The 22,959-nt window shown below is 67.6% G+C and carries 29 protein-coding genes and 1 pseudogene; 14 read left to right on the plus strand and 16 right to left on the minus strand.

Annotated elements, in window-relative coordinates; translation table 11 throughout:
* The first annotated feature begins 74 nt into the window (after positions 1-74).
* The 5 genes from NVV57_04470 (at position 75) to NVV57_04490 (ending at position 4,086) form a co-directional block, all read left to right on the plus strand.
* Positions 75-1,391 carry an ABC transporter substrate-binding protein gene (locus NVV57_04470; GenBank protein ID MCR6711978.1) on the plus strand — a complete coding sequence of 439 codons (1,317 nt, stop codon included), beginning with the start codon at positions 75-77 and terminating at the stop codon, positions 1,389-1,391.
* A 151-nt stretch (positions 1,392-1,542) separates the two neighbouring features.
* The gene (locus NVV57_04475; protein ID MCR6711979.1) at positions 1,543-2,403 is read left to right on the plus strand and encodes a hypothetical protein; all 861 of its coding nucleotides are present in this window, start codon (positions 1,543-1,545) and stop codon (positions 2,401-2,403) included.
* Positions 2,355-2,762 (plus strand): sugar ABC transporter permease, encoded by a 408-nt coding sequence (locus tag NVV57_04480; protein ID MCR6711980.1) that lies wholly within the window; start codon positions 2,355-2,357, stop codon positions 2,760-2,762. Before NVV57_04475 ends, NVV57_04480 begins: the two co-directional genes overlap by 49 nt.
* Positions 2,759-3,637 (plus strand): carbohydrate ABC transporter permease, encoded by an 879-nt coding sequence (locus NVV57_04485; protein ID MCR6711981.1) that lies wholly within the window; start codon positions 2,759-2,761, stop codon positions 3,635-3,637. The genes NVV57_04480 and NVV57_04485 overlap by 4 nt, the downstream gene beginning before the upstream one ends.
* A 71-nt stretch (positions 3,638-3,708) precedes the next feature.
* Entirely contained in the window at positions 3,709-4,086 is a 378-nt protein-coding gene (locus NVV57_04490; GenBank protein ID MCR6711982.1) for a phage holin family protein, read from the plus strand.
* A gap of 10 nt (positions 4,087-4,096) precedes the next feature.
* On the opposite strand, the gene NVV57_04495 is transcribed toward NVV57_04490, so the two are convergent.
* From NVV57_04495 to NVV57_04510, 4 genes and pseudogenes are all read right to left on the minus strand, one after another.
* Positions 4,097-5,011, minus strand: a complete 915-nt coding sequence (locus NVV57_04495; GenBank protein ID MCR6711983.1) for an EamA family transporter — start codon at positions 5,009-5,011, stop codon at positions 4,097-4,099.
* Positions 5,008-5,232: an MGMT family protein gene (locus NVV57_04500; GenBank protein MCR6711984.1), complete on the minus strand. Its 225-nt coding sequence runs from the start codon at positions 5,230-5,232 to the stop codon at positions 5,008-5,010. The genes NVV57_04495 and NVV57_04500 overlap by 4 nt, the downstream gene beginning before the upstream one ends.
* Positions 5,196-5,342 (minus strand): annotated as a pseudogene (locus NVV57_04505) (hypothetical protein). The gene NVV57_04500 and the pseudogene NVV57_04505 overlap by 37 nt, the downstream one beginning before the upstream one ends.
* 210 nt (positions 5,343-5,552) lie before the next feature.
* The gene (locus tag NVV57_04510; protein ID MCR6711985.1) at positions 5,553-5,753 is read right to left on the minus strand and encodes a BldC family transcriptional regulator; all 201 of its coding nucleotides are present in this window, start codon (positions 5,751-5,753) and stop codon (positions 5,553-5,555) included.
* Positions 5,754-5,943: 190 nt separating this feature from the next.
* On the opposite strand from NVV57_04510, the gene NVV57_04515 reads away from it, so the two are divergent.
* Positions 5,944-6,135, plus strand: coding sequence for a DUF3073 domain-containing protein (locus tag NVV57_04515; GenBank protein ID MCR6711986.1), 192 nt, complete (start codon positions 5,944-5,946; stop codon positions 6,133-6,135).
* Between the two features lie 33 nt (positions 6,136-6,168).
* Here the strand turns inward: NVV57_04515 and purM are convergent, their stop codons facing one another.
* From purM to NVV57_04535, 4 genes are read right to left on the minus strand one after another with little or no spacing between them, the layout of a single operon-like run.
* Positions 6,169-7,278 (minus strand): phosphoribosylformylglycinamidine cyclo-ligase, encoded by a 1,110-nt coding sequence (gene purM, locus NVV57_04520; protein MCR6711987.1) that lies wholly within the window; start codon positions 7,276-7,278, stop codon positions 6,169-6,171.
* Positions 7,275-8,750, minus strand: a complete 1,476-nt coding sequence (purF, locus tag NVV57_04525) for an amidophosphoribosyltransferase (protein ID MCR6711988.1) — start codon at positions 8,748-8,750, stop codon at positions 7,275-7,277. Before purF ends, purM begins: the two co-directional genes overlap by 4 nt.
* The gene (locus tag NVV57_04530) at positions 8,747-9,139 is read right to left on the minus strand and encodes a hypothetical protein (protein ID MCR6711989.1); all 393 of its coding nucleotides are present in this window, start codon (positions 9,137-9,139) and stop codon (positions 8,747-8,749) included. The genes purF and NVV57_04530 overlap by 4 nt, the downstream gene beginning before the upstream one ends.
* Positions 9,140-9,152: 13 nt before the next feature.
* A complete protein-coding gene (locus NVV57_04535; protein MCR6711990.1) occupies positions 9,153-9,518 on the minus strand; it encodes a sterol carrier family protein in 366 nt (121 codons plus the stop codon).
* 64 nt (positions 9,519-9,582) lie between these two features.
* Between NVV57_04535 and NVV57_04540 the strand changes: the two genes are divergently transcribed.
* Positions 9,583-9,849 (plus strand): DUF1778 domain-containing protein, encoded by a 267-nt coding sequence (locus tag NVV57_04540; protein ID MCR6711991.1) that lies wholly within the window; start codon positions 9,583-9,585, stop codon positions 9,847-9,849.
* Positions 9,846-10,337 carry a GNAT family N-acetyltransferase gene (locus NVV57_04545; protein MCR6711992.1) on the plus strand — a complete coding sequence of 164 codons (492 nt, stop codon included), beginning with the start codon at positions 9,846-9,848 and terminating at the stop codon, positions 10,335-10,337. Before NVV57_04540 ends, NVV57_04545 begins: the two co-directional genes overlap by 4 nt.
* A 26-nt stretch (positions 10,338-10,363) precedes the next feature.
* Here NVV57_04545 and NVV57_04550 read toward each other — a convergent pair whose 3' ends face one another.
* Genes NVV57_04550 through NVV57_04570 form a run of 5 tightly spaced genes read right to left on the minus strand, consistent with a single transcriptional unit; the run spans position 10,364 to position 14,313 of the window.
* The gene (locus NVV57_04550) at positions 10,364-10,669 is read right to left on the minus strand and encodes a hypothetical protein (protein ID MCR6711993.1); all 306 of its coding nucleotides are present in this window, start codon (positions 10,667-10,669) and stop codon (positions 10,364-10,366) included.
* 18 nt (positions 10,670-10,687) lie between these two features.
* Positions 10,688-13,009, minus strand: coding sequence for a phosphoribosylformylglycinamidine synthase subunit PurL (gene purL / locus NVV57_04555; GenBank protein MCR6711994.1), 2,322 nt, complete (start codon positions 13,007-13,009; stop codon positions 10,688-10,690).
* 32 nt (positions 13,010-13,041) lie between these two features.
* On the minus strand, positions 13,042-13,467 hold the full coding sequence (locus tag NVV57_04560; protein MCR6711995.1) for a type II toxin-antitoxin system VapC family toxin: 426 nt from the start codon (positions 13,465-13,467) through the stop codon (positions 13,042-13,044).
* Complete coding sequence (locus NVV57_04565) at positions 13,464-13,751, minus strand: type II toxin-antitoxin system prevent-host-death family antitoxin (protein ID MCR6711996.1); 288 nt, start codon at positions 13,749-13,751, stop codon at positions 13,464-13,466. The genes NVV57_04560 and NVV57_04565 overlap by 4 nt, the downstream gene beginning before the upstream one ends.
* A 55-nt stretch (positions 13,752-13,806) precedes the next feature.
* Positions 13,807-14,313, minus strand: coding sequence for a hypothetical protein (locus NVV57_04570; protein ID MCR6711997.1), 507 nt, complete (start codon positions 14,311-14,313; stop codon positions 13,807-13,809).
* A 42-nt stretch (positions 14,314-14,355) separates the two neighbouring features.
* Between NVV57_04570 and NVV57_04575 the strand changes: the two genes are divergently transcribed.
* The gene (locus NVV57_04575) at positions 14,356-15,141 is read left to right on the plus strand and encodes a histidine kinase (GenBank protein MCR6711998.1); all 786 of its coding nucleotides are present in this window, start codon (positions 14,356-14,358) and stop codon (positions 15,139-15,141) included.
* 4 nt (positions 15,142-15,145) lie between these two features.
* On the opposite strand, the gene NVV57_04580 is transcribed toward NVV57_04575, so the two are convergent.
* Both NVV57_04580 and NVV57_04585 read right to left on the minus strand, forming a co-directional pair.
* Positions 15,146-15,421, minus strand: coding sequence for a Txe/YoeB family addiction module toxin (locus NVV57_04580; GenBank protein ID MCR6711999.1), 276 nt, complete (start codon positions 15,419-15,421; stop codon positions 15,146-15,148).
* Positions 15,418-15,669, minus strand: a complete 252-nt coding sequence (locus NVV57_04585; GenBank protein ID MCR6712000.1) for a type II toxin-antitoxin system prevent-host-death family antitoxin — start codon at positions 15,667-15,669, stop codon at positions 15,418-15,420. The genes NVV57_04580 and NVV57_04585 overlap by 4 nt, the downstream gene beginning before the upstream one ends.
* 71 nt (positions 15,670-15,740) lie before the next feature.
* On the opposite strand from NVV57_04585, the gene NVV57_04590 reads away from it, so the two are divergent.
* Both NVV57_04590 and NVV57_04595 read left to right on the plus strand, forming a co-directional pair.
* Positions 15,741-16,391: a response regulator transcription factor gene (locus tag NVV57_04590; protein MCR6712001.1), complete on the plus strand. Its 651-nt coding sequence runs from the start codon at positions 15,741-15,743 to the stop codon at positions 16,389-16,391.
* 294 nt (positions 16,392-16,685) lie between these two features.
* Positions 16,686-17,870, plus strand: coding sequence for a serpin family protein (locus NVV57_04595; protein ID MCR6712002.1), 1,185 nt, complete (start codon positions 16,686-16,688; stop codon positions 17,868-17,870).
* A gap of 4 nt (positions 17,871-17,874) precedes the next feature.
* Here NVV57_04595 and NVV57_04600 read toward each other — a convergent pair whose 3' ends face one another.
* Positions 17,875-18,231 (minus strand): hypothetical protein, encoded by a 357-nt coding sequence (locus tag NVV57_04600; GenBank protein MCR6712003.1) that lies wholly within the window; start codon positions 18,229-18,231, stop codon positions 17,875-17,877.
* Between the two features lie 109 nt (positions 18,232-18,340).
* On the opposite strand from NVV57_04600, the gene NVV57_04605 reads away from it, so the two are divergent.
* The 3 genes from NVV57_04605 to NVV57_04615 are packed head-to-tail and all read left to right on the plus strand — an operon-like array spanning position 18,341 to position 22,958.
* A complete protein-coding gene (locus tag NVV57_04605) occupies positions 18,341-19,084 on the plus strand; it encodes an ABC transporter ATP-binding protein (GenBank protein MCR6712004.1) in 744 nt (247 codons plus the stop codon).
* On the plus strand, positions 19,081-20,943 hold the full coding sequence (locus tag NVV57_04610) for a hypothetical protein (protein MCR6712005.1): 1,863 nt from the start codon (positions 19,081-19,083) through the stop codon (positions 20,941-20,943). The genes NVV57_04605 and NVV57_04610 overlap by 4 nt, the downstream gene beginning before the upstream one ends.
* Entirely contained in the window at positions 20,943-22,958 is a 2,016-nt protein-coding gene (locus NVV57_04615; GenBank protein ID MCR6712006.1) for an FtsX-like permease family protein, read from the plus strand. Before NVV57_04610 ends, NVV57_04615 begins: the two co-directional genes overlap by 1 nt.
* Position 22,959 lies beyond the last annotated feature (1 nt).

Below are 22,959 nucleotides of genomic sequence, written 5' to 3' on the forward strand. Positions count from 1 at the left end.
GCGGTTACCGACGAGGCGCGAAGGCGCTCCTCAGATGGGTGCACGTGCCTCCTTACACCCCCAAGGAGGGACCGATGTTTGCTCGGTGGAACCGCGGGCTTGGCACGGCTGCCATGGTGGCTGCCGGAGCCCTGATAGTGGCCGGGTGCTCGTCGTCTGGAGACGAGACGAGCGCGACCCCCGGCAGCACGACGCAAGGCACCGACCTCAGCGGAGTGACGCTCAACGTCTCCGCGTCATGGTCAGGTGACGAGCAGAAGAACTTTGAGCAGGTGCTCAAGCAGTTCTCCGACGAGACGGGCGCGACCGTCAACTACACGAGCTTTGGCGACCAGGCCGCCACGACGCTCGGGACCCAGATCGAGGGCGGCAACCCGCCAGACGTGGCGCTGCTTCCGCAGCCGGCCTTGCTCACGCAGTACGCGGGCGACGGTTCGATTCAGCCGCTCGGCGACGCGACCTCCGAGAAGGTGCACGAGAACTATTCGGACTCGTGGATCGACCTTGGCAGCGTGGACGGCACCATGTACGGCGTCTGGTTCAAGGCGTCGAACAAGTCGACGGTTTGGTACAACGCCGACATCTGGGATCAGGCTGGAGCCCAAGTCCCCGAGACCTGGGACGACTTCATGGCGCAGCTGCAGGTTGTCCAGGATTCCGGTTACTCCGGCATCTCGATCGGCGCGGACGTTGGCTGGCCGCTCACCGACTGGTTCGAGAACGTGTACCTGCGGACCGCTGGCGGCGAGAAGTACGACCAGCTCACGAAGCACGAGATCCCCTGGACCGACGACTCCGTGAAGGAAGCGCTGACCGTCTTGTCCGGGCTCTTCGGGTCCGACGTTGTGCAGCCCGGCGCCGCCCAGCGGACGTTCCCGGAATCGGTGACCGAGGTGTTCGGCGCGGATCCCAAGGCCGGGACCGTCTTTGAGGGCGACTTCGTCGCGGGCAACATCACCGCGGACGGCAACTCCGTGGTGGGGCAGAACGCCCTGTTCTTCGACTTCCCGTCCGTGAACGACTCCGCGCCGGCGGTGGTCGGTGGCGGTGACGTTGCCGTGCAGTTCAACTCGGACCCGGGCACGGAGGCGCTGATGTCCTACCTCGCGTCGCCCGAGGCAGCGGAGGTGTGGGTGCCGCTCGGCGGCATCACGAGCCCCAACAAGGGAGTCGACACCTCGCTGTACCCCGACGACACGTCACGGCAGATCGCCGAGGCGCTCACTGGAGCAGAGACCTTCCGCTTCGACATGTCCGACCTCACCCCCAGTGCCTTCGGCGGCACCACGGGTCAGGGCTTCTGGCAGATCATGATCGACTTCCTGCAGAACCCTGACGACATCGCCGGCACCCAGCAGGCGCTCGAGGACGCCGCGGCGGCCGCGTACTGAGTGGGCGGCTCACTCCGATGACGGCCACCGCCGAACGGACGGCGGCGGCTCCCGGGAGGGCGGCGAATCGCCCTCCCGGTCGCGCCGCCGCCAGCCGCTCGTTGCGCTCGCATTCCTCGCGCCCGCGCTCGTGCTGCTTGGGGCGCTCGTCGTGTACCCCATGGTCTTTACGGGCATCAGGTCGTTCTACAACGCCAAGGGCGACAAGTTCATCGGCTGGGACAACTACGTCACGATGTTCACCCGCGACTCCACGTTCACCGCGATTCGCAACAACATCATCTGGGTGATCGTCGCCCCCATCTCATGCACGCTGATCGGCCTGGTCTTCGCGGTGCTGCTGGACAAGATCCGCTGGTCCACCGCCTTCAAGCTCATCATCTTCATGCCCATGGCGATCTCGATGCTCGCGGCGGGCGTGATCTTCCGCGGCATGTTCCAGGAGGACCCGTCAATCGGCGTGGTCAACGCGGCGATCGTCGGCGCCAAGAGCGTGTTCTCCAACCAGTCCGCGTACCCCGGCGCCAAGCCGCGCACCGACGCCGGGATCATCGCCGAGCAGGGCATCATCGCCACCGAGTCCACCGTCACCCCTGGCTCGACCGCCGACTTCCCCCTCGTAGGAATCCGAACCGAATCGTTAGGCGAGGATCCCACTCAAGCCGCCCCAGCGTCGGGCCCGGCCGACGGCGAGGTCACCGGCACGGTATGGCTTGACTTTGTGCGTGGCGGGGGTGGCGTCCCCGGCTCGATCGATGACGGGGAGATGGGGCTCCCGGGGGTGCGGGTGGACGCGGTCGCCGCGGACGGCAGCGTGGCCGCGAGCGCACAGACCGCGGACGACGGGACCTACGTGATCCAGGGTCTGGACGCCGGGGCGAGCTATCGCATCGCCCTGCCGCCGCGAACTTCGCCGAGGGCGCCACGGGCGTGCCCTGGCTCAGCGCCACTTTCATCACGGCGGTGGTCATCCTCTCCTATATCTGGATCTGGGCGGGGTTCGCGATGGTGATGATCGCGTCCGGGCTGTCCGCCATGGACCGCTCGCTGCAAGAGGCCGCTCGCGTGGACGGCGCCACCGAGTGGAAGGTGTTCACGCGCATCACCGCGCCCCTGCTCGCGCCCGTGCTTGTGGTCGTGTTCGTCACGCTCATCATCAACGTGCTCAAGATCTTCGACCTCGTATACGTGATCCCGCCAGGCAACGCGAAACCCGCGGCGAATGTGATCGCGGTGGAGATGTGGACCGTGTCGTTCGGTGGCGGCAACGACCAGGGCCTGGGCTCTGCGCTCGCGATCCTGCTGCTGCTGCTCGTGCTGCCGTTCATGATCATCAATGTGCGGCGTTTCCGGGAGGAGCGGTCACGATGACGGACCTCACCATCGTCAAGGGCAAGCGGACCCCTGCCCAGCGGGTGCTCGGTTTCTTCGGCAAGGGCTTCGTCAACTTTGCGCTCATCGTGGTTGCGCTGCTGTGGGTGATCCCTTCGCTCGGCCTGCTGCTGACGTCCTTCCGCACGGTCGGAGACTCGACGACGTCGGGCTGGTGGACGGTGTTCACAAAGCCAGCCCAGCTCACGCTGCAGAACTACGTGGATCTGCTCTCGAACTCGGCGATCACCTCGTCGCTGCTCAACTCGATCCTCATCGTGGTGCCCGCCACGCTGCTGGTGGTGCTCGTGGGCGCGCTGGCCGGCTACGCGTTCGCGTGGATGGAGTTCCCTGGGCGCGACGGGCTGCTCATTGCAGTGATCGTGCTGCTCGCGGTGCCACTGCAGGTGGCGCTCATCCCCGTGGCGCGGCTCTTTGGCTGGCTTGGCATCTTCGGCTCAATACCTGGGGTGATCCTGTTCCATGTCGCATTCGGTCTGCCGTTTGCGATCTTCCTGCTGCGCAACTTCTTCACCCAGATCCCGCGCGAGGTGCTCGAGGCGGCCCGGGTTGACGGCGCGAGTGAGTGGCGGATCTTTGTTCGGGTGATCCTTCCTCTTGGCGCGCCCGCGATCGCTTCCCTGGCGATCTTCCAGTTCCTGTGGACGTGGAACGACCTGCTCATCGGGCTCATCTTCACGAACGCAGAGTCGCAGCCCATTACGGTCGCGATTCAGTCTCAGCTACGCCAGTTCGGGTCCAACATCGACGTGCTGTCAACGGGGGCGTTCGTCTCGATGGTCATCCCGCTCATCGTGTTCTTCGCGTTCCAGCGCTACTTTGTGCAGGCACTCCTGGCGGGCTCAAACAAGTGAGCCAGCCTCACGCGTTTGCGCTCCCGTGCCGATAGAGGATTCACTAGGTGTAGGCCACCAAGGAGCTACTCATGTCAGTCACCGGCATTTTCAAGGCGATCTTCAACGCCCTCTTCGCGTCCGTCGCCGGACCGTTTGTGGCTCGCATTCGCACCGAGTGGGCCATCGCCAAGGTCGAGGTGCAGGTCAAGCTGCGCGAGCTGCGCACCGGCGCGATCATGCTGGGCGTCGCGCTGTTCTTCGCCTTCTTCACGATCGCGCTGTTCCTCACCGCGGCCACCCTTGGTCTCGCGGAGATCATGCCGGCCTGGGCGGCAGCGCTCGTGATCGGCGGGCTGCTCCTCATCTGGGTGCTCGTGTTCGGCATCTGGGGCGCCTCCAAGATCAAGAAGAACTCTGACCTGGTGCCCCACCGCGCCATCGAGGCCGTCAAGGACTCGCTGCCGTAGGCGGTCGCGCCTACGCGTGCGCCGCCTCGGCCTCCACGTCCACCACCTTGGGCTTGCGTTGCGCGAGCCACACCCCGCCGAGGACGATGGCCGCGCCTAGCGGCTCGTACCAGGTGAGCTTCTCGCCGAGCACAACGATGCCGAGCACCGTGGCGACGATAGGAATCACATACGTGGTCGACGACGCGAGTGTGGCGCCCGCGATCCGCACCACGTGATAGAAGAGCACGTACGCGAAGCTCGTGCCGAACACGCCGAGCGCGAGCAGAGCCCAAGCCGCATTGCCGTGCACGGTCGGGTGCGGGCTGGGAGCGGAGATCAGGGCGATGGGCGCGAGCATGACTGCCGACATCGACATCTGCGCCGCGCTGAGGCCGGTTGGCGTTGACTTCACCTTGGAAAGGAACATCCGCGACACCACGCCGCCGATCCCGTAGCAGGCCGTCGCCGCGAGCATGAGCGCCGCGCCCGCCACGGGCAACTCGTCGACTCTCCACGCCCCCAGCAGCACCGCGATCCCCAGGGCGCCGATCAGCAGACCGATCACCTGCACCCGGCTCGCCTTCTCATGCGGGATCAGCAGTGCCACGAAGAACGCCGTCCACAGCGGCGTTGTCGCGTTGAGCAGGCTCGCGAGAATGGACGTGATGTGCAGCTCGGCGAGCGGGATCAGGATGAACGGGACCACCGAGAGAGTCACCGCCACGAGTGCGATGAGCCCCAGATCCCGCACGGAGAAGCGCGGCCGCTGACGCATCACCACGAGCATGCCCACCAGCACGAGTGCGCCCACGACCACCCTGCCGAGTGCCACCTCGGCCGGCGAGAAGGACTCGAGCGCAACGTGGATGAACATGAAGCTCGATCCCCACGAGACGGCGCAGACCAGGAACGCGGGCAGCCACGACTTCGCGGGGGCGTTCATCGCTGCTCCAACTCGATCATGCGCCGCTTCAACTCGGTCGCTCCCCCAAAGCCGCCGATGCCGTTCGCGCTCACCACGCGGTGACACGGTGTGAACGGGGTGGTGAGGTTGCGCGCGCAGGCCGTGCCAACAGCGCGGGCTGCGCGCGGCCGCCCACCTCGAGCGCGATCTCGCCGTACGTTGCGGTCTCGCCGCTCGGGATTGCGCGCACGGCCGCCCAGATCTCCTGCTGCAGGGCGGACCCATCCTGATAGACCGGGATGTCGGTGAGTGCGGAACCGTCCCCAGACGCCCAGGACTCGAGAGCCGCCGCCACGCGAGCGTCGGGCATCTGAACCCAGCCCGCGCCAAGCTCGCGCGCAGCCTCGGCGACAGTGCCGAAATGGGAGCAGACAACATTGCCCGACGCTGGGTCAATGAGGACGGAAAGGTCGCCTATGGGCGTGCGATAGGTGCTCGCGAGCAGTGGGGACGGCATGACAGCCAAGCGTACGCGGAGCGTCTGACATCACTGCAGGGCCAGCGAGGGCCCAACCGGCACCTAGGCGCGAGGCTCCTGAGCGTCGGCGAGAAGGGCCTGCACTTCGGCCTCGCGGAAGCGACGGTGACCGCCAAGGGTGCGAATGGATGACAACTTGCCAACCTTGGCCCACCGCGTGACCGTCTTGGGATCGACGCGGAAGATCGCGGCGACCTCGCTTGGTGTGAGCAACTTCTCCGGTTCCTGAACCGTCTCAGCCATCATTGGGTTCCCTCAGATCTTCTACTGCCCTCGGCGGGGCGCTGTCACTTCAATGAGAGGAGCGCCCTCGCCGATTATGACGGGCTTTCAGCGAGATTTGGGGAAATGCCCGATTGGCGGGAGTATCTGGCCGGGGAGCCCGCGTTGTAAAGTACCGGGTGGGAGTTGCACAACGGGAAGGGACGGCGACATGGGGCGCGGTCGTCAGAAGGCAAAAGACGCGAAGATTGCTCGCGAACTCAAGTACACCAACCATGGTGGAAACCTGCGTGACCTTGAGCGCGAACTGATCTCTGGAGCCCCCGTCGCGCCCACTGTGACGCGCGAGGCAGAGCCCGAAGACCCGTACTACGACCGCTGGGCGTCCGACGACGAGGACTGAGGCGGACCGCACGTCCTGACCTGGCCGCCCCGGCTACACCTGGTACGTGCCCGTGAGCACCACGGCGCCGCCATCGACGCCCTTGGCGCCCCTCACGACGTCCGGGGAGGTGGGGCGGCCAGCATCGGGCGCCACTTCACCGATGACCCACGCGGGCACGCCCGACGCTCCGCTCGCCTCGATCACGGCCGCCGCCTCTCCCGGGCTCACCACCGCGACCATGCCTACGCCGAGGTTGAGTGTGGACTCGAGGTCGCTCCACGGGACCTTGCCCGCGTCCTGAAGCAGGGCGAAGATGGGCGGCAGCGCCCAGGAGTCGCGAGCGACGGTGGCGGCGAGGCCTTTGGGGAGCACTCGCGCGAGGTTCGCCGCGAGCCCGCCGCCGGTGACGTGACTGAAGGCGTGCAGGCCGGGTGTGGAGTCCGCGAGCTCCACACACAGCTTGGCGTAGATGCGGGTGGGCTCGAGAAGTTCGGCGCCAAGCGAGCGGGTGAGCTCTGGGGCGTAGGTCTCGAGGGTCCAGCCCTGGCTGGCGACGATGCTTCGTACGAGCGAGTAGCCGTTGGAGTGCAGGCCGGATGAAGCCATCGCGACCACGAGGTCGCCCGACTTGACCTTCTCCGGTCCCAGGAGCTTCTCTGCCTCGACCACGCCGATCGCGGCGCCGGCGACGTCGTACTCGTCCTCGCCCATGACTCCCGGGTGCTCGGCGGTCTCGCCGCCAACGAGCGCGACGCCCGCCTCCACGCAGCCCTCGGCGATGCCGCGGACGATGTCCGCAATGCGCTCGGGGACCACGCGGCCGCACGCGATGTAGTCGGTCATGAGCAGGGGCTTGGCGCCGCAGACCACGATGTCGTCGACGACCATCGCGACCAGGTCCTTGCCGATGGTGTCGTGGACCCCCATCGCCTGCGCGATGACGATCTTGGTGCCCACGCCGTCGGTGCTGCTCGCGAGGAGCGGGCGCTTGTAATCCAGCAGGGCGCTCGCATCGAACAATCCGGCGAACGCGCCGACGCCACCAAGGACTTCGGGGCCGTGGGTGCGCGCCACGGCGGACTTCATGAGCTCAACGGCCTTGTCGCCTGCGTGGATGTCCACCCCGGCGTCGGCGTAGGTGATGCCTTCGGCCCCGCTCATTGCGCCACCTCCACCTTCTGCTGCAGCAGCAGGTATCGCGCGCTGACCGGCGGCTCGATGGGGTAGGTGCCGGTGAAGCACGCGGTGCACAGGCGGCTCTCCGCCTGCTGGGTGGCCGCAACCATGCCTTCCGTGGAGATGAAGCCCAGCGAGTCCGCGCCTATCTGCTCGCGGATCTCGTCAACGGAGTGGCCAACGGCGGCGAGCTCCTCGCGCGTGGGGAAGTCGATGCCGTAGAAGCACGGCCACTGCACGGGCGGGGAGGAGATGCGCACGTGCACCTCGAGCGCGCCCGCCTCCCTCAGCATGGCGACGATCGCGCGCTGGGTGTTGCCGCGCACGATCGAGTCGTCCACCACAATCAGCCGTTTACCAGCAATGACCTCGCGCAGAGGGTTGAGCTTGAGCCGGATGCCCAGCTGCCGAAGCGTCTGCGAGGGCTGGATGAACGTGCGGCCAACGTAGGCGTTCTTGGTGAGTCCCTGCGCGAACGGGATGCCGGAGGCCTGCGCGTAGCCGACCGCGGCCGGCGTCCCGGACTCGGGCACGGGGATCACCAGGTCCGCCTCCACGGGGTGCTCGCGCGCGAGCGCCCGCCCCATCTCGAGCCGGCTCGCCTGAACGGAGCGGCCGTTGATGGACGTGTCAGGGCGGGCCAGGTACACGTACTCGAAGATGCAGCCCTTTGGGTCCGGCTCTGCGAAGTGCTGGGAGTGCACACCCGTCTCATCGATGCGCAGGAACTCGCCGGGCTCCACCTCGCGCACGAACCGCGCGCCCGTGATGTCGAGTGCAGGGATCTCAGATGCGACCACCCAGCCGCCGCTCGCGAGCTGACCAAGGACCAGCGGCCGAACCCCGTTCGCGTCCCTCGCCGCGTAGAGCGTGCTCTCGTCCATGAAGACGAAGCAGAACGCGCCGCGCACCTGCGGCAGCAGCTCCAGCGCGGTCTCCTCGAGGGTCTCGAAGCGGTCCCAACTGAGCAGCGCGGTGAGGATAGCGGTGTCCGTGCCCCCTGTGCGCATGGCCGCGAGCCGCTCGGCCCCAAGCCGCTCGCCCACCAACTCGAGCAACCGCTCGGTGTTCGTGAGGTTGCCGTTGTGACCCAAGGCGACCGTGCCGCTCTTGGTCGGCCCCAGAGTTGGCTGGGCATTCGCCCATGTGGATGCGCCGGTGGTCGAATACCGCGTGTGCCCCACCGCGATGTGACCCTGCAGCGCCTCAAGCGCACCCTCGTCGAAGACCTGCGAGACCAGGCCCATGTCCTTGAATACCAGGATGTTCTCGCCATTGGACGCGGCGATGCCCGCAGACTCCTGGCCGCGGTGCTGCAGCGCGTACAGGCCAAAGTAGGCGAGCTTGGCGACGTCCTCGCCGGGGCCGAAGACCCCGAAGACCCCGCACGCGTCCTGCGGGCCCTTTTCGCCGGGGAGAAGGTCGTGGCTCAGGCGGCCGTCGCCCCTGCGGCTCACTGGGGCTCCTGCCCGACGCTGGTGTCGGTTTCGCTCGGCGCCTCCCACGGGAAGCCGCTCTCGGCGGGTGCCTTCTTGGTGCCGTCGAGCGTCACGACGAGCGCGCCGGCGACCAGGCCCCCGATGATCGCGAAGCCGCTCGCCACCATGATCGCGACAACGCTGCGACCCACGGACGTGGTGTTGGGGAGCACGAGGCCGATGATGAGGCCCACGACGAAGCCGATGCCGACCCCGGTGCCGATGAAGCGGCCAAACCTGGGGGCGCTGCGGACCACGGCGTCGAACGCGACGCGGTCCAACTCATCCATGGTGGGCACGTCCTCGTCGGCGGTCTCGAAGGCGTCGGGCTCGTATGAGTCAGGCTCGTACGCGGGGACGTCGCTCACGGGTTCATTCTACTTATGTGACGAGCGGCAGCAGCCCCGAGAGGTCTGCCCGCTCCCCCGAGGCCGAAACGAGGCCCCTGGCCACAGCGTCGGTCCATTCGAGGGAGCCGGTGACGAGAGAGAGGAAGGCGTCATCGCCGAGTTCGACCACCGCCGGTGGGGTGCCGCGGCGGTGGGTGGTGCCCTCGAGAATCTGGGTGGCGCCGAAGGGTGGGACGCGGACCTCGACGGACTGGCCGGGGGCGAGCGCGGCGAGCTCCTCAAGCGCCCAGCGGACGGCCGTGGCCGTGGTGTCGCGGTCGATGCGGCCCTCCGCGGCGAGCCAGCTGGCGACGGCCGAGCGGCCCTCGGTGTCCGGAATGCGGCGTCTCGCGGTCATGGGTCAAGGGTGCCACGGGTCGTCGAGGCCTAGATTCTGGCGGTAAATCGCCGTACACTGCTCCATGGCCAAGCCCGAACGTCTAGATCTGCGACTTACCGTCGAGCAGAAGCGCCTGATTGAAGATGCCGCGCACCTTGAGGGAACGACGGCCGCCGGATTTACGGTCGCGGCGGTGATGGAACGTGCCGCGGAGGCGGTGCAGCGGCAGCGGACTCTGGTCCTGTCGCCGGAAGCATGGGACGAGTTCGTTGCCGCACTCGACGCCGAGCCGACGATGCCGCCAGCGCTGCGCGAACTCCTCGACAAGCCGTCGGTCCTTGAGTCATGAGCCGGTTCGGGGGGCCGCGACCGCTGAAACCGCAGGACGACACCGGAGCTTTCTCGTCCGGGAACGACGACCTCGACCAGTGGCTGAAGGCAAGGGCGCTCAAGGCGGAGAGAGCGCAGACCGCAAAGACGTATGTCATCACGGATGGCTTTACTGAAGTAGTCGGGTACTACTGCCTCTCGTCGTTCTCGATCTCACACGGGCACGTCGGCGGCGGTTGGCTGACGCGCAACACGCCCGATCCCGTCTCCGTGGTGTTGCTAGGGCGCCTTGCCATCGACACGCGATTCCAGGGCGCGGGCCTGGGGAGCGCGCTGCTCAAGGACGCGACGCTCAAAGCGGCAAGCGCGGCAGAAGTCATCGGTGCGCGGGCTCTAGTCGTCCATGCGATTGATGAAAGGGCCGCCGACTTCTACCGCCAATACGGCTTTGCGCCTGTGCCCGCGAATCCGCTTCACATGTATGCGGCGCTCAGCCGAGCAGACTGAACCGTCTTCTCCCCCAACCGGAGGGTCTACTTGTTGTCGAACGTGTAGCACCACGCCAGCGCACGGACAGCAGCCTCAGATAGTTCGGGGCGCAGGGCGCGGAAACGCTCCGCCGCGACCTCGCCCATCAACGCGAGTTCTGCGACCCTGAAATGCGCGTCTGAGTCCCAGAACTCGCGATCGGCCAGGAGCACCGCTGGTAGAAGCTCTTGAGCGAGTTCCGCGCCCCATGCGGCGACGAGACTCTCGGGGTCCCGTGACGGCCACGCGGCCTTCCCGTGGCCAGTCCAGACGACGATGGCCTCGGACAACAAGTTCGCATCGACGGTCACGATTGGCGCCAACCTTCGCTACGCGAAGTGCCTCGGCAGCGTGGCCTCGTGCGCCTCACGCAGCTCGTCCAGCCCGACGCTGAACGCGCCCTGGACTTCGAGCCCGCCTTCGGCATCGGTCACGCCGATGCGGACCGCCGGGACTCCGCGCGCCTCGAGCATTGCGAGGAACGTGGGCTCCTCCGTGCGCGGGAGCACCACGAGAGCGCGAGCCTGGCTCTCACTGAACAGCGCCTGGGCGATCGAGATGCCGTCGCGAGCGGCCAGCTCGTCCAGAACGACCCGCGCGCCAACCCCGTAGCGCAGCGCCCCGCGAGCCAAAGCAGCGGCGATGCCGCCCTCACCCAAGGCGACCGCGGCGTCGGCCAGGCCGTCACGGGAGCTGGAGACGAGCACCTCGGCGAGCACGCGCTCGGCCGCGAGGTCGGCGACCGGCGGCAGTCCGCCCAAGTGGCCGGAGATCGCGGCGTACTGCGAGCCGTCGAGCTCGGCGCGCGTGGTGCCGAGCACGTAGATGAGCTGGCCGTCTTCACGCCAGCCGGAGGGGAGCGCGCGGGAGACGTCGTCGAAGACGCCGAGCACGCCGACGATCGCGGTGGGATTGATGGACGAGTCGATGCGGCCCGGCTCGCCCGTGCCGTTGTAGAGCGAGACGTTGCCGCCCGTGACGGGCACGCCAAGCTCCTGGCAGCCGTCGGCGAGGCCGCGAATGGCCTCGGCGAACTGCCACATCGCGTCCGGATCCTCGGGAGAGCCGAAGTTCAGGCCGTCCGTGATGGCCAGGGGCGTGGCGCCCGTGGCCGCGACCGAGCGGTAGGCGTGGGCGAGCGACTCGATCGCGCCCGCGTATGGGTCCAGCTTGGTGAAGCGGTCGTTTGAGCGGGTGGCGATGGCGACCCCGCGCCCGGTGGACTCGTCCACGCGGACCACGCCAACAGCGTCGGGCCGTGCCATGGCGGTATTGCCCTGCACGTAGCGGTCGTACTGCGAGGTGATCCAGTTGCGGGAAGACAAGTTAGGCGACGACATCAGCTCGAGGAACGCGAGGCGCAGGTCATCCTCGGTGACGGGCATGCCGAGCCCGCGAGCGGTGTCCGCCTGCAGGCCGTCCATCCATGCGGGGCGAGCGAATGGGCGCTCGTACACGGGGCCGTCGTGCGCCACGGTGCGCGGGTCCACGTCCACGATCCGCTCGCCGTGGTGGTCGATGGTGAGGCGGCCGGAGTCGTTGACCTCGCCCACGACGGCGGTCTCGACGTCCCACTTTCCCGTGATCTCGAGGAACGCGTCCAGCTTGGACGGCTCCACCACGGCCATCATCCGCTCCTGGGACTCGGACATGAGGATCTCGCCGGCGTTGAGGGTGGGGTCGCGGAGCAGCACGTCGTCGAGCCACACGTGCATGCCGCCGGAGCCGTTGCTCGCGAGCTCGCTCGTTGCGCAGCTGATGCCCGCGGCGCCGAGGTCCTGGATGCCCAGGACCACGTCCGCGGCGAAGAGTTCGAGGCAGCACTCGATGAGCACCTTCTCCATGAAGGGGTCGCCCACCTGGACGCTCGGCCGCTTGGACGGAACGCCGTCCTCGAACGTCTCGCTCGCCAGAATGGATGCGCCGCCGATGCCGTCGCCGCCGGTCCGCGCGCCGAACAGCACCACCTTGTTGCCCACACCGGCGGCAGAGGCCAGGTGAATGTCCTCATGCTTCATGACGCCCACACACAGGGCATTTACCAGGGGGTTTCCCTGGAAACTCGCGTCAAACGACGCACCGCCCCCCACATTGGGCAGGCCCAGGGAGTTGCCGTAGCCGCCCACTCCGGAGACCACGCCGTGCACCACGCGCGCCGTGTCCGGGTGCGCGATGTCGCCGAAGCGCAGCTCGTCCATCACGGCGACGGGACGAGCGCCCATCGCGAGGATGTCCCGCACGATGCCGCCGACACCTGTCGCGGCGCCCTGATAGGGCTCCACATAGGAGGGGTGGTTGTGGCTCTCGACCTTGAACGTCACGGCCCAGCCGTCGCCGATGTCCACGACACCCGCGTTCTCGCCGATCCCCACCATGAGGTGCGTCTTCATCTCATCGGTGGTCTTGTCCCCGAACTGCCGCAGGTGCACCTTGGAGGACTTGTACGAGCAGTGCTCGGACCACATCACCGAGTACATCGCGAGCTCCGCGTTGGTGGGGCGGCGGCCAAGCAGCTCCCGGATGCGCGCGTACTCGTCCGCCTTCAGGCCCAGTTCAGCCCACGGCTGCTCCTGGTCTGGAGTGGCGGCGGCGTGCTCAACGGTGTCGAGTTGGGAGGCGGGGGCTTGCGAAGGCGCGAGAGCGTCGGTCATCGGGTCCTCAAGGGTGGCGCTTACGGAACGGTTCAAGCGTACCCGGGCAGTTGGTCCGGGTAGACGATGTCGATCTCCGTGATCGCGTGCGAAAAGTCCTTGCGGTTGTTGGTGATGAACCACTCCGCCCCGCCTGCGACTGCGGTGGCGAGGTGGGCCGCGTCGGCGCCTTGCAGCCTGTACTTGGCGGCAAGGACCAGCGCCAGCCTCGCCGTCCGCTGGTCGAACGCACGCAGGTCGAGCCTGCCAATGAGGCGCCGCAGCGTCCGCGCCTCGTGAGACTCGGGGTCATCGCGCATCGGCTTGCTCAGCACTTCAGGCAGCAAGAGGACCGAGCCCATGCCCACGAGTCCCTGGCCCTCCGCGGTTTCGAACAGCCGATTCACCGAGGCACCAAGGGGATGCTGAGAGCCCGCGTAGATCAACACGTCCGCGTCGAAGGCCGCGCGGAGGGTCATCGGCGATCACGTCCGTCGCGGATGGCCGCGACCAGTTCCTCTGCACGTTCGGCGGTCATCGTAGGCGGTTCTAGTCTCTGCGCCATCGCCTCCTCGAGCAGTGAGCCGATGTGATCCGCCTCGCGCCACGCGTCGCTGGCACGGCGGACTCGCAGGACGTCTGGCCTCACAAGCACGGCCACGACCTTGCCATGCCGCGTGATCTCCACCTCTTCACCGCGCTCCACGCGGTCTAGCTGCGCGGGGAGCGTCTGGCGAGCATCGCTCGCGGTCACGGTTGCCATGCCTTAATTGTACGGTGTTGTACAGATACGTACAACGGCCCGACGCTGCGGCCGGCTACTCGTCCGGCGTCGCCAGGGTGCCGGGCTGGACCACGATCACGGTCTCGACCGTCGGGTCACAGTACTTGTCCCACTGAGCCCTGGCCTCGGCGAGCCACCCATCGCCCACGGCGGCCCGGCCCTTGAGCGTCACCGGCTCCCCGTACTGCGCGATCGGCACGCCCGCCCACAGCGCGGTGCCGGAGATGAAGGGGGCCGCCTCGGTGAGGCCCCGCTCCACGATCGACGGCTTGAAGCCGCGGTAGGTGTCAGGCAGCACCAGGCCAACGCGCGCCGTCGGGTCATAGCTGGGGCCGTTGCTGACGAAGAAGCACACGGTGGACTCGCGCGTATCGGCGTCTAGCCAGCCGGAGTGCACGCCCCCAACCCCGGACCACTCGGCCGCGGGATAGCGAGGCGTGGTGATCGGGCGCTTGGCGACGGCGAAGACTGCGATCCCCGCCAGCACGATGAGGCCGACGAGGGACCACGCGACGATGTGCTTGGTCCGAGGTTTGGGCATGAGACAAGACCATAACCCGGCGCCGACCATAGGCTGAACGCCATGGAGCTGCTCGCCTGGGTGCTGGTCGGCTTCTTCGCGGCGGCCGCCGTGATCCTGTTCTCCCTGTGGCGGCGCAGCGAGGGCGACGCCCGCGCGCTCGAGGACGCACTCACCCGCGACACCCGCGCGGAGGCCGAACTCGCCGCCGCGGCGGAGCGCGCCCGCATTGCGCGCGAGATGCACGACGTCGTGGCCCACACGCTCTCCGTGGTCGTGGCTCAAGCCGACGGCGGCCGCTTCGCCGCCAAGTCCGATCCCGAGGCCGCGCAGCGCACCCTCGACACCATCGCCGAGGTGAGCCGCTCCGCGCTCACGGAGATGCGCGCGCTCCTTGGAGTGCTGCGGGACAGCGACGGCGAAGTGGCGATGGGCCCCCAGCCGTCGCTCGACGACATACCCGTGCTCGTCGCGGGGATGCGCGAGGGCGGCCTCAACGTCTCCTTCGTCACCACGGGTACCCCGCGCCCGTTGCCCATCGGCGCTGGTCTCACGCTGTATCGGGTGGCGCAGGAGGCGCTCACCAACGTCCTCAAGCATGCCGGTCCGGGCCCGACGGCATACGTCCAGCTGACCTGGGACGTCACCGAGGTGTCGCTCACCGTGAGCGACGACGGCCGCGGTGCCGCGGCCCGCGGAGACGGCTCCGGCACGGGAATCACGGGCATGCACGAGCGGGTCACGCTCTTTGGTGGCACGCTCTCGGCCGGCCCCCGAGCGGGCGGCGGATTCCTGGTGCGGGCCCGCCTGCCGCTCGGCACGCCCGACGCTGTGGTTAGGCCTGCATAGCGGTTCAGTCTTCGTAGTGGTAGCGGCAGGCGGCGATCCGAATTTCGTCATCGACGACCTTGTACACGAGCCGGTGCTCGTCGCTGATGCGCCGCGACCAGTAGCCGTGAAACCCGTGCTTCAGCGCCTCAGGCTTGCCGATGCCGACGTTGGGTTGGGCCTCGGCCGCCCCGCGCGCGATGTCCCGAATGAGGAGGTTGATGCGCTTGAGCATGCGCCGGTCGGCGGCCTGCCAGCGGACGTAGTCCTCCCAAGCGGACTCGTCCCACACCAGCCTCACTCGACGAGCTCGCGCACCTGACCCGCGCCGGACTCAAGGCGCTCTATCGAGGCGAGCAGGCGTCGGGCATTCGCCGGGTTCTGAAGCAGGTACGCCGTCTCCTTGAGCGACTCGTAGTCCTCCAGCGACACGATCACCACGGGCTCATGCCCTGCACGGGTCACGATCACCTCTTCGCGATCCGCGATCACGGACTCAAGCACGCTGGCGTAGTTCTGTCGCGAGTGCGAGTACGAGACGGTCTTCACGGTCACTCCTTCCTTGTACAGAAAACTGTACGCCCCGTGATCCACTGCCGTCTAGGGGCATACTTCAGGCCATGACCATCCGAGTGGCGCTCGTCGACGACCAGCAGCTCATCCGCGCGGGCTTCCGCATGGTCGTCGGCTCGCAGGACGACATGGAAGTCGTGGCCGAGGCCGGCGACGGCGAGGAGGCGCTGCGCGTGGTGCCCGACGCCGCGGCCGACGTGGTCCTGATGGACGTCCGGATGCCGGGAACAGATGGGATCGCGGCGTGCGCTTCCCTCACCGAGGCGACATCGGCGAAGGTCATCATCCTCACCACCTTCGACCTCGACGAGTACGTGGTCGCGGCCATCAAGGCTGGTGCGAGCGGGTTCCTGCTCAAGGACGCGCCTCCCGAGGACCTGCTGCACGCCATCCGCTCGGTCCACGCTGGCGACGCCGTCATCGCGCCCTCCTCAACCCGCCGCCTGCTGGAGCGGCTCGCGAACCTGCCGGAGCCGTCGGGCACTCATCGCTTTGACGAGCTGACCGATCGCGAGCGCGAGGTGCTGCTGCTCATGGCCAAGGGGAAGTCCAACCAGGAGATCTGCGCGGAGCTGTATCTCGCGGAGCCGACCGTGAAGACGCACGTGGGCCGGGTCCTTTCGAAGCTGGGTGCGCGAGACCGCGTGCAGGCCGTGGTCATGGCGCACGAGGCCGGTTTGGTGCGCCCACACGCCTGACCCCACCCCCTATGTGTGCGTCAGGACCACTTTCGCGCGCGCCAACGCTCGCTTGTGTGTCTCAGCGTTGCTTCACGCGCTGTGCGGTCACGCTTCAGCCCAGCGATGCCCCGCGGCCACATGACTGTGACACACACACAGGGACGATGCCGCCTCCAAAAGTGGTGCTGACGCACACATTTCGGGTGAGGGGGCCAACGGTCGAGCCGCCGGAAGCGTCCTATAGATATGGGCCGACGCGCGCTGGGAACTGTTGCGGCGACGCTCGCCGCCAGTGTGGTGTTGGCTGGGTGCGTGAGCGAAACCACCTACGAGCGCGCGCCCGTCGCGGGAGTCAAGACCGAATCCCTCGCGAGAGCGCTCAATGACGCCGGGTTTGAGGTTTTCAAGGCTGGCGGAGACGAGCCGAATCTGGCCGTCTCACCCGTGTCGATAGGCGTGGCGTTCGGGATGGTCAAGGCGGGAGCATCGGCGCCCGTCGATGCCGCACTTGATCAGCTGTTTCACTATCCGGCCACCGGCACTCAGCTGCTTGAGCAGTTCAACGCGCTCGACCTTGAAACGTCCTCCGAAGCCGGAGACGGGGCAAAGAACGCCGACGGTGACACGGTGGACCTGCCCATCGTGACGATTGGGAACCGCGCGTTCATCGACAAAGGCTTTGACGTGCGGGAGGACTACCTGGCAAACCTTCACACCTACTTTGGGGCCGACGCCGTTTCGGCACCGCTCAGCACGGACGCCGCTGGCTCGCGAAAGTTGGTGGACGGCTGGGTCAAGAAGCAGACGCACGGCTTGGTGCCGAAGATCATGCCCGAGGACCAACCGACGCCAGAGTCCAGGCTGGTTCTTGTCAACGCGACGTACATGAAGGCGCAGTGGTTCACGCCGTTCGATGCGAACCTCACGAACGAGGGCGACTTCCACATGGCCGACGGGACCACGGCCAGCGCCACGTTCATGTGGGGCGCGCTTGACGTGCCGTTCGTGAACGGCGACGACTTCGTGGCCGCCTCTCTGCCATATGTTGGAGACCTCGAGATGGTCGTCGTGGTCCCCACAGATGGCGCGTTCGATGCGGTCGAGTCGCGGCTCTCGCAGGACTTCCTGGACCAGTTCGACGCGAGCAAGGCAGACGGGAACGTCGACGTGCAACTGCCTAAGTTCGATGTCGAGTCGAAGCTGGATCTACGGGATGCGATTGAGAACGGCTTGGAGGTCAACGGACTTTTCGGTGTCGAGGGCCTCGACGGGATCGCGCCGCGCCTGGCAGTGGACTCCGCGGTGCACGCTACCCACGTCATCGTTGACGAGGACGGCACGGAGGCTGGTGCCGCCACCGCTATCGGTCTCACCCTCACGAGCGCACCGATCGTCAACGCCGAACTCCACGCGGACAAGCCGTTCTTCTACGTGATTCGGAACCCAGAGACGGGCGCGGTGCTGTTCGTTGGCCGCTTCACCGACCCCAACGCCTAGAGAGTCAGCGCCGCCGCCAGAGCCACACCGCCGCGGCGGCGAATGCGCCGCTCACGGCGAGGCGAATGATGAAGTCGGCGGCCATCGTAGGCACGGGGTCGTTGCGCAGTGCGAAGAGCGCGAACGCGAGCCAGTCAAGCGCGATGAGGATCCCAAGGACGGCCACGATCACGCCCACGACCACGTTGCGCACGTGGCGCGGGCGCTCCGCCCCTGGCGCAACCGGCAGGTCAGGCGTGAGGTCGAAGGCAGTCACCGATCTTGCGTATCCGCACCGGGTGACGGTGCCATCGGGCTCCATGATGAGCACGTCACACCGCCCGTCAGGGGTCCAGACGTCGTGGTCCTCTGTGTGCCGCATTGCTGCATCGTAGGGGCGCGACACACGCCAGACGAGATACCCAGGTATGACGCAACTCCATCCCGCGGTCCGACGCGCGCGCACCCAAGCCGGCCGTAGCGTCGGGCACATGGAAGAGGCACAGCTGGCGCTCAGGGCGCGCGGACTCACCAAGACGTACGGCACGGGGGCGTCCGCCGTCACCGCCGTTGACCACGTCGATCTCGACGTCGAGGAGGGCGTGCTCACGGCGGTGATGGGGCCGTCTGGTTCCGGGAAGACGACGCTGGTTCACCTTCTCGCTGGGCTCGATCGCCCGGATTCCGGCCAGGTGTGGGTAGGCGGCGACGAGATCACGGCGCTGCGCGACAAGGACCTCGCGAAAGTCCGCGGGCACATCGTCGGCTTCGTCTTTCAGGGCTTCAACCTGCTGCAGACCATGAGCGCTCTCGACAACATCCTGTTGCCGCTGCGGCTCAACGGGCTGGCGCGGGACGACGAGTGGCTCGCCTCGCTCACCGACATGCTTGGGATTGGGCGCGAGCTGGAGCGGCGCCCGTTCGAGCTCAGCGGCGGCCAGCAGCAGCGCGTGGCCATCGCCCGCGCGCTCATCACCAAGCCACGCGTGGTGCTCGCGGACGAGCCAACCGGCAACCTCGACACCCACGCGAGCGCCGAGATTCTCTCCCACTTGAGGCAGTCGTGCCGCGAGTTGGGGCAGTCGGTGGTCATGGTTACGCACGACCCGACGGCGGCGTCCTACGCCGGGCGCGTGCTGCTGTTCGCCGATGGCAAGGTCGCAGGGCACGTCACCGATCCAACGCCCGACGCTGTGCTTGCGGGCCTCGACGCGCTTGCGGGGGTCGAGAGATGAGGCGGCTCGCGCAAGGGATTACGGGGGCCATCGCGCTCGCGTTGATGATGATTTCGCAGCCGTGGGACCTGGCGTCCTGTGCCCCCGAGAGCTGCACGATGGACAACAGTTACGACCTCCTCTGGGTCATTTTCGGCACGGCGCTCGAGGTGGGTACGGTCGCCATCATCCTCACCGTGGTGCTCGTTGGTGTGCTCGGCATTCGCGACTCCGGTCGCGCCTCGGAGGCCGCGGTCTATTCGGCGCTCGGCCGCAGCCAAGGGTCGGCGGCGAGACTTGCCGCTCGGCGCGGACTCATTGATGGGGCTGTAGCGACCGGTATCGCGTACGCGGGAGCGGGCGTGGTGAACGTCTACCTCGTCGCCAGGTCGGGGTATCAACTGTTCGAGCAGGACTCCGCTCTGTGGGTGGCCCGCTTGGTGATGGCCGTGGTCTTCACCGGCGCGCTCACAGCGGCTCACGTCCTCGACGCAGTTCGTCCGCGGCGCACCCCGGTGGAGCGACTGCACGAGGATGCCGCGCCACCGACGGCGCGCCGGGTACCACTCCGCTGGAGGACGCTCGCACTGGTCTCGATCATGGCCCTCGGCGCAGGGGTGCTCGCCGGGCTTGGGCTCGCTCACGATCCGGCAAATGGGGTGGCCGGGGTTCTCGCGCAGACGCTCGCGTTCGGTGCCCTGATCGGCATCGGACTTGCCGGGCTCGCGCTGTTCTTCCTGGTGGGGGTGCCATTGGCGCGCGCCGCCATACCCGCCGGCGTCCGGGGGGCGGCGAGCCTTTCGGGCGCGCTCAAGGCAACCAGGGCTGCGGAGGTTGTGCGCGCAAGGGCGACCACAGCGTCGGGCGCCTTCTCGAGGACCGTGCTCGCGATCGCGGGCCTCGCCCTGCTCGCGGGCGCGCTGTGCACGTCGGATCCCGCTCCCGCGCTGGCGCCCGCGTACATCGGAACGATGACGGTTCAGCCGGCATCCGCCGGCGAGGACGCGGCCGACGAATTGCGGGGCCAGCCGGGGGTTGGGGCGGTTGTGGTTGGCAACTCCTACGGAGACTGGCCCGCGGCCGTAGCGCTGGAGCCACGCGACGTGCGCGAGGTCGATCCAGCACTGTATGAGCTGCTCACCGCGCACCCCGACGCTGTCGTCGCCGGAGGCGGTTTTGACCCCGGCACCTTCACCGAGTACTCGTCACAGGGGATCTCCATCAGCGGCGTGGTGCCCATCTCGACGTGCTGCATGAGTTTCACGTTGCCGGCGAACGTGAGCGGCGAGCCGCCCGCGGCCGGGCTGCTGATCTATGCGGCGCCAGGGACCGACCCGGCCGCTCTGGCGGCCACCGTCAACGGGTACACGTTCACGAGCACGCTCGTCACCGGCTATGGCGGCTCGTTCGCCTATAGCGCCGACGCTTTCACCGACGGGTGGGGAGCGCTGTTCATGATCGCGCTGGTGCTGTTGGTGTGCGCCGGGCCCGTAGTTGCTCTCGCCTGGGGCGTGGCTGTGCGCAGGCGCCGTGACGACGCGACGCTCGCCGCGCTTGGGGCGTCTCACCGAACGCTGACGGCGGCCGGCGTTCTTGAGACCACGGTGATTGCGGCGGTGGCCGTGGCCGCCGGACTCCTTGGCGGAGCGGCGCTGCAGACGGTGATTGGCGTGGCATCGCGGGCGAGGGACTCGCTCAGCGGGCTCATCACCGACAGCTACCTGATTGTCCTGCTGAACTCGGTGGCGTGGGCGCCGATGCTGTGGATCTTTGGTGGCTCAGTGATCGTGTTCGCCGTGGTCGCGTGGATCGCGCGGCTGTTTGGCGCCGGGCGTCTGCCGGCCGAACAACTGCGCGCTGTTGAGGCGGGGAGGCCCTGATGATCTGGTCGTTGGCGAGGGAGCAGCTGCGGTCCCAGTGGAGGTATGCGATGGCGGCCGGCGTGGTGATCGCCGTGACTGTTGGCGTCACTGCCTACGGACTCATCATGGGTGCCACACTGATGCACAGTCAGGCGGAAGCAGACCACCTCATGGGCTGGGACCGGGACTCGGCGGCGGACGCCTCAACAGCGGCCGGCTATGACTTCACTGGCCTTGCCTCGAACATCGATGAGGCGAACGCAACCGGCCACGAGGTGGTCGCGGTCGCCAATGCCTTCCCATTGCTGCCCGATAACAACGACTCGTACGTGTGGAACGACCTCGTGGCGCTCTATGGCGACGTGGATTGGTCGCCGATTCTCGTCGCCGGGTCCGCGCCCGGTCCCGGGGAGATCGCAGTAAACGCGCAATGGGCAAGCACAGCCCGAGCCGAGATCGGCGACACCGTGGTGCTGCAGACCTGGTCCACCGAGGCCGATGGCGTCGTGGCGCCCTTCACATTCGAACTGATGGTGAGCGGGATCACCCGCTCGCCGTTCGGCGCGGCTGGCGTGTCGGTGTACTTGCCAGGAGGATTCGTCTCGTGGGACGACATCCCCACTCTCAACCAGGCATCGACGGCGTCCGCCGACCCGACAATCGGCGTTCCGACGATCAACGGGGTGCCCACGAACGTGAGCGTCTCCGTCTACGGCAACGGCAACTGGCCGTGGACCGAAGACCTCGCCGCGAGCGCGTATCCGAACGGCGGCGCGAGCTCAAACCCGGCGGCCGCGATTCTTGCGATCGCCGGCATCGGCGTTGGGGCACTGCTCATCGGCCTGTTCGCGATGGCGTTTGCTCTGGGTCGCGCACAAGCCCAGGCGCGCACAAAGTGGGTGGGCACGGTGCGAGCGATGGGCGCCACCAAGCGGCAAGTGGCCTGGGCGACGATGCTCGAGTCCGCGAGCGTTGGGGTGGCGGCCGGGTTGGTCGGATTCGTTCTCGGCGCCCTCGGCGCTACCGCACACCTCGCGATCATCGCGTCGCGCATCGTGAAGCCGATGGTCCTGCCGATACCTGGTGGCTACGCGGCCATCGCCGTCGGCTCTGTCGCGCTCGCCGTTGTCCTCTCAACGGTGGTCGGCGCCGTGCCGGCATTCTGGTCTGCGCGAGTGAGCCCCACGGCCGCCCTCAAGCCCGTCAACGACGTCGCGGAGGCGACGGTCTCGAGAAGCGTGCGGGTGTGGCCCCTCGCGGTGACATGGCTCGTGGCGCTCGGAATCGTCGCGGCGGGACTTGCCGCTGACATGTACTCCCTCGTCGCCATCGCAGTGCTTTTCGCCGGCGTCGTGCTGCTCGTGACGACGATCATGTTGGCCAATGAGGCGCTGCGTCACTCCCTGCCGTGGCGCGCCAAGCGCATGAGCCAATCACAGCGTCGGGCCGTGATGGTGGCTGGCGATGCGATCCTTGCGCGGCCGCGCCAGTCCACGGTGCCCGCATTCGTCGTTGCCCTCGCCACGGCGGTCTACTTCGCGCTCATCGGTCAGCTCGTGGCCTCGTGGTCGGCATCCGAAGCCCAGTACGCAAGAGACGTGTACACCGAACCGATAGGCCCCAACCCCTACCTCACGACATGGCCCATTTGGGGCACCTTTGCCGTCGTCACCCTGATCTGCGTGGCGATCGCCGTCGCCACCGCGAGCGTGAGCGCTCGAGACGCGGCCACCCGGGAAGCTCTCGGCCTTACGAGGCAGGAGGGCAGACTTGCGGCGGCGCTCCAGTACCTCGTTGCGCAGGCTCACGGCCTGGCTCTGGGCTTGATGGGTGCGGTGATTGCGGGCACCATCTCGATCGCGATAGGCATGGACTATTGGTTCGAGACCGTCGACGACTGGATCTGGCCCACGCTGCAATTGTTGGTAGTGATGGTCGCGATTGCCGCATTCTGCGCCTTCATCGGCGCGACGATCGTCGGCGCCTTCGCGCCAAAGACCGCGCCGCTGTCCCGCGTGGAGGTCTCGGCCTAGA

This window comes from Demequina sp., assembly GCA_024707205.1.
Taxonomy (GTDB): Bacteria; Actinomycetota; Actinomycetes; order Actinomycetales; family Demequinaceae; genus Demequina.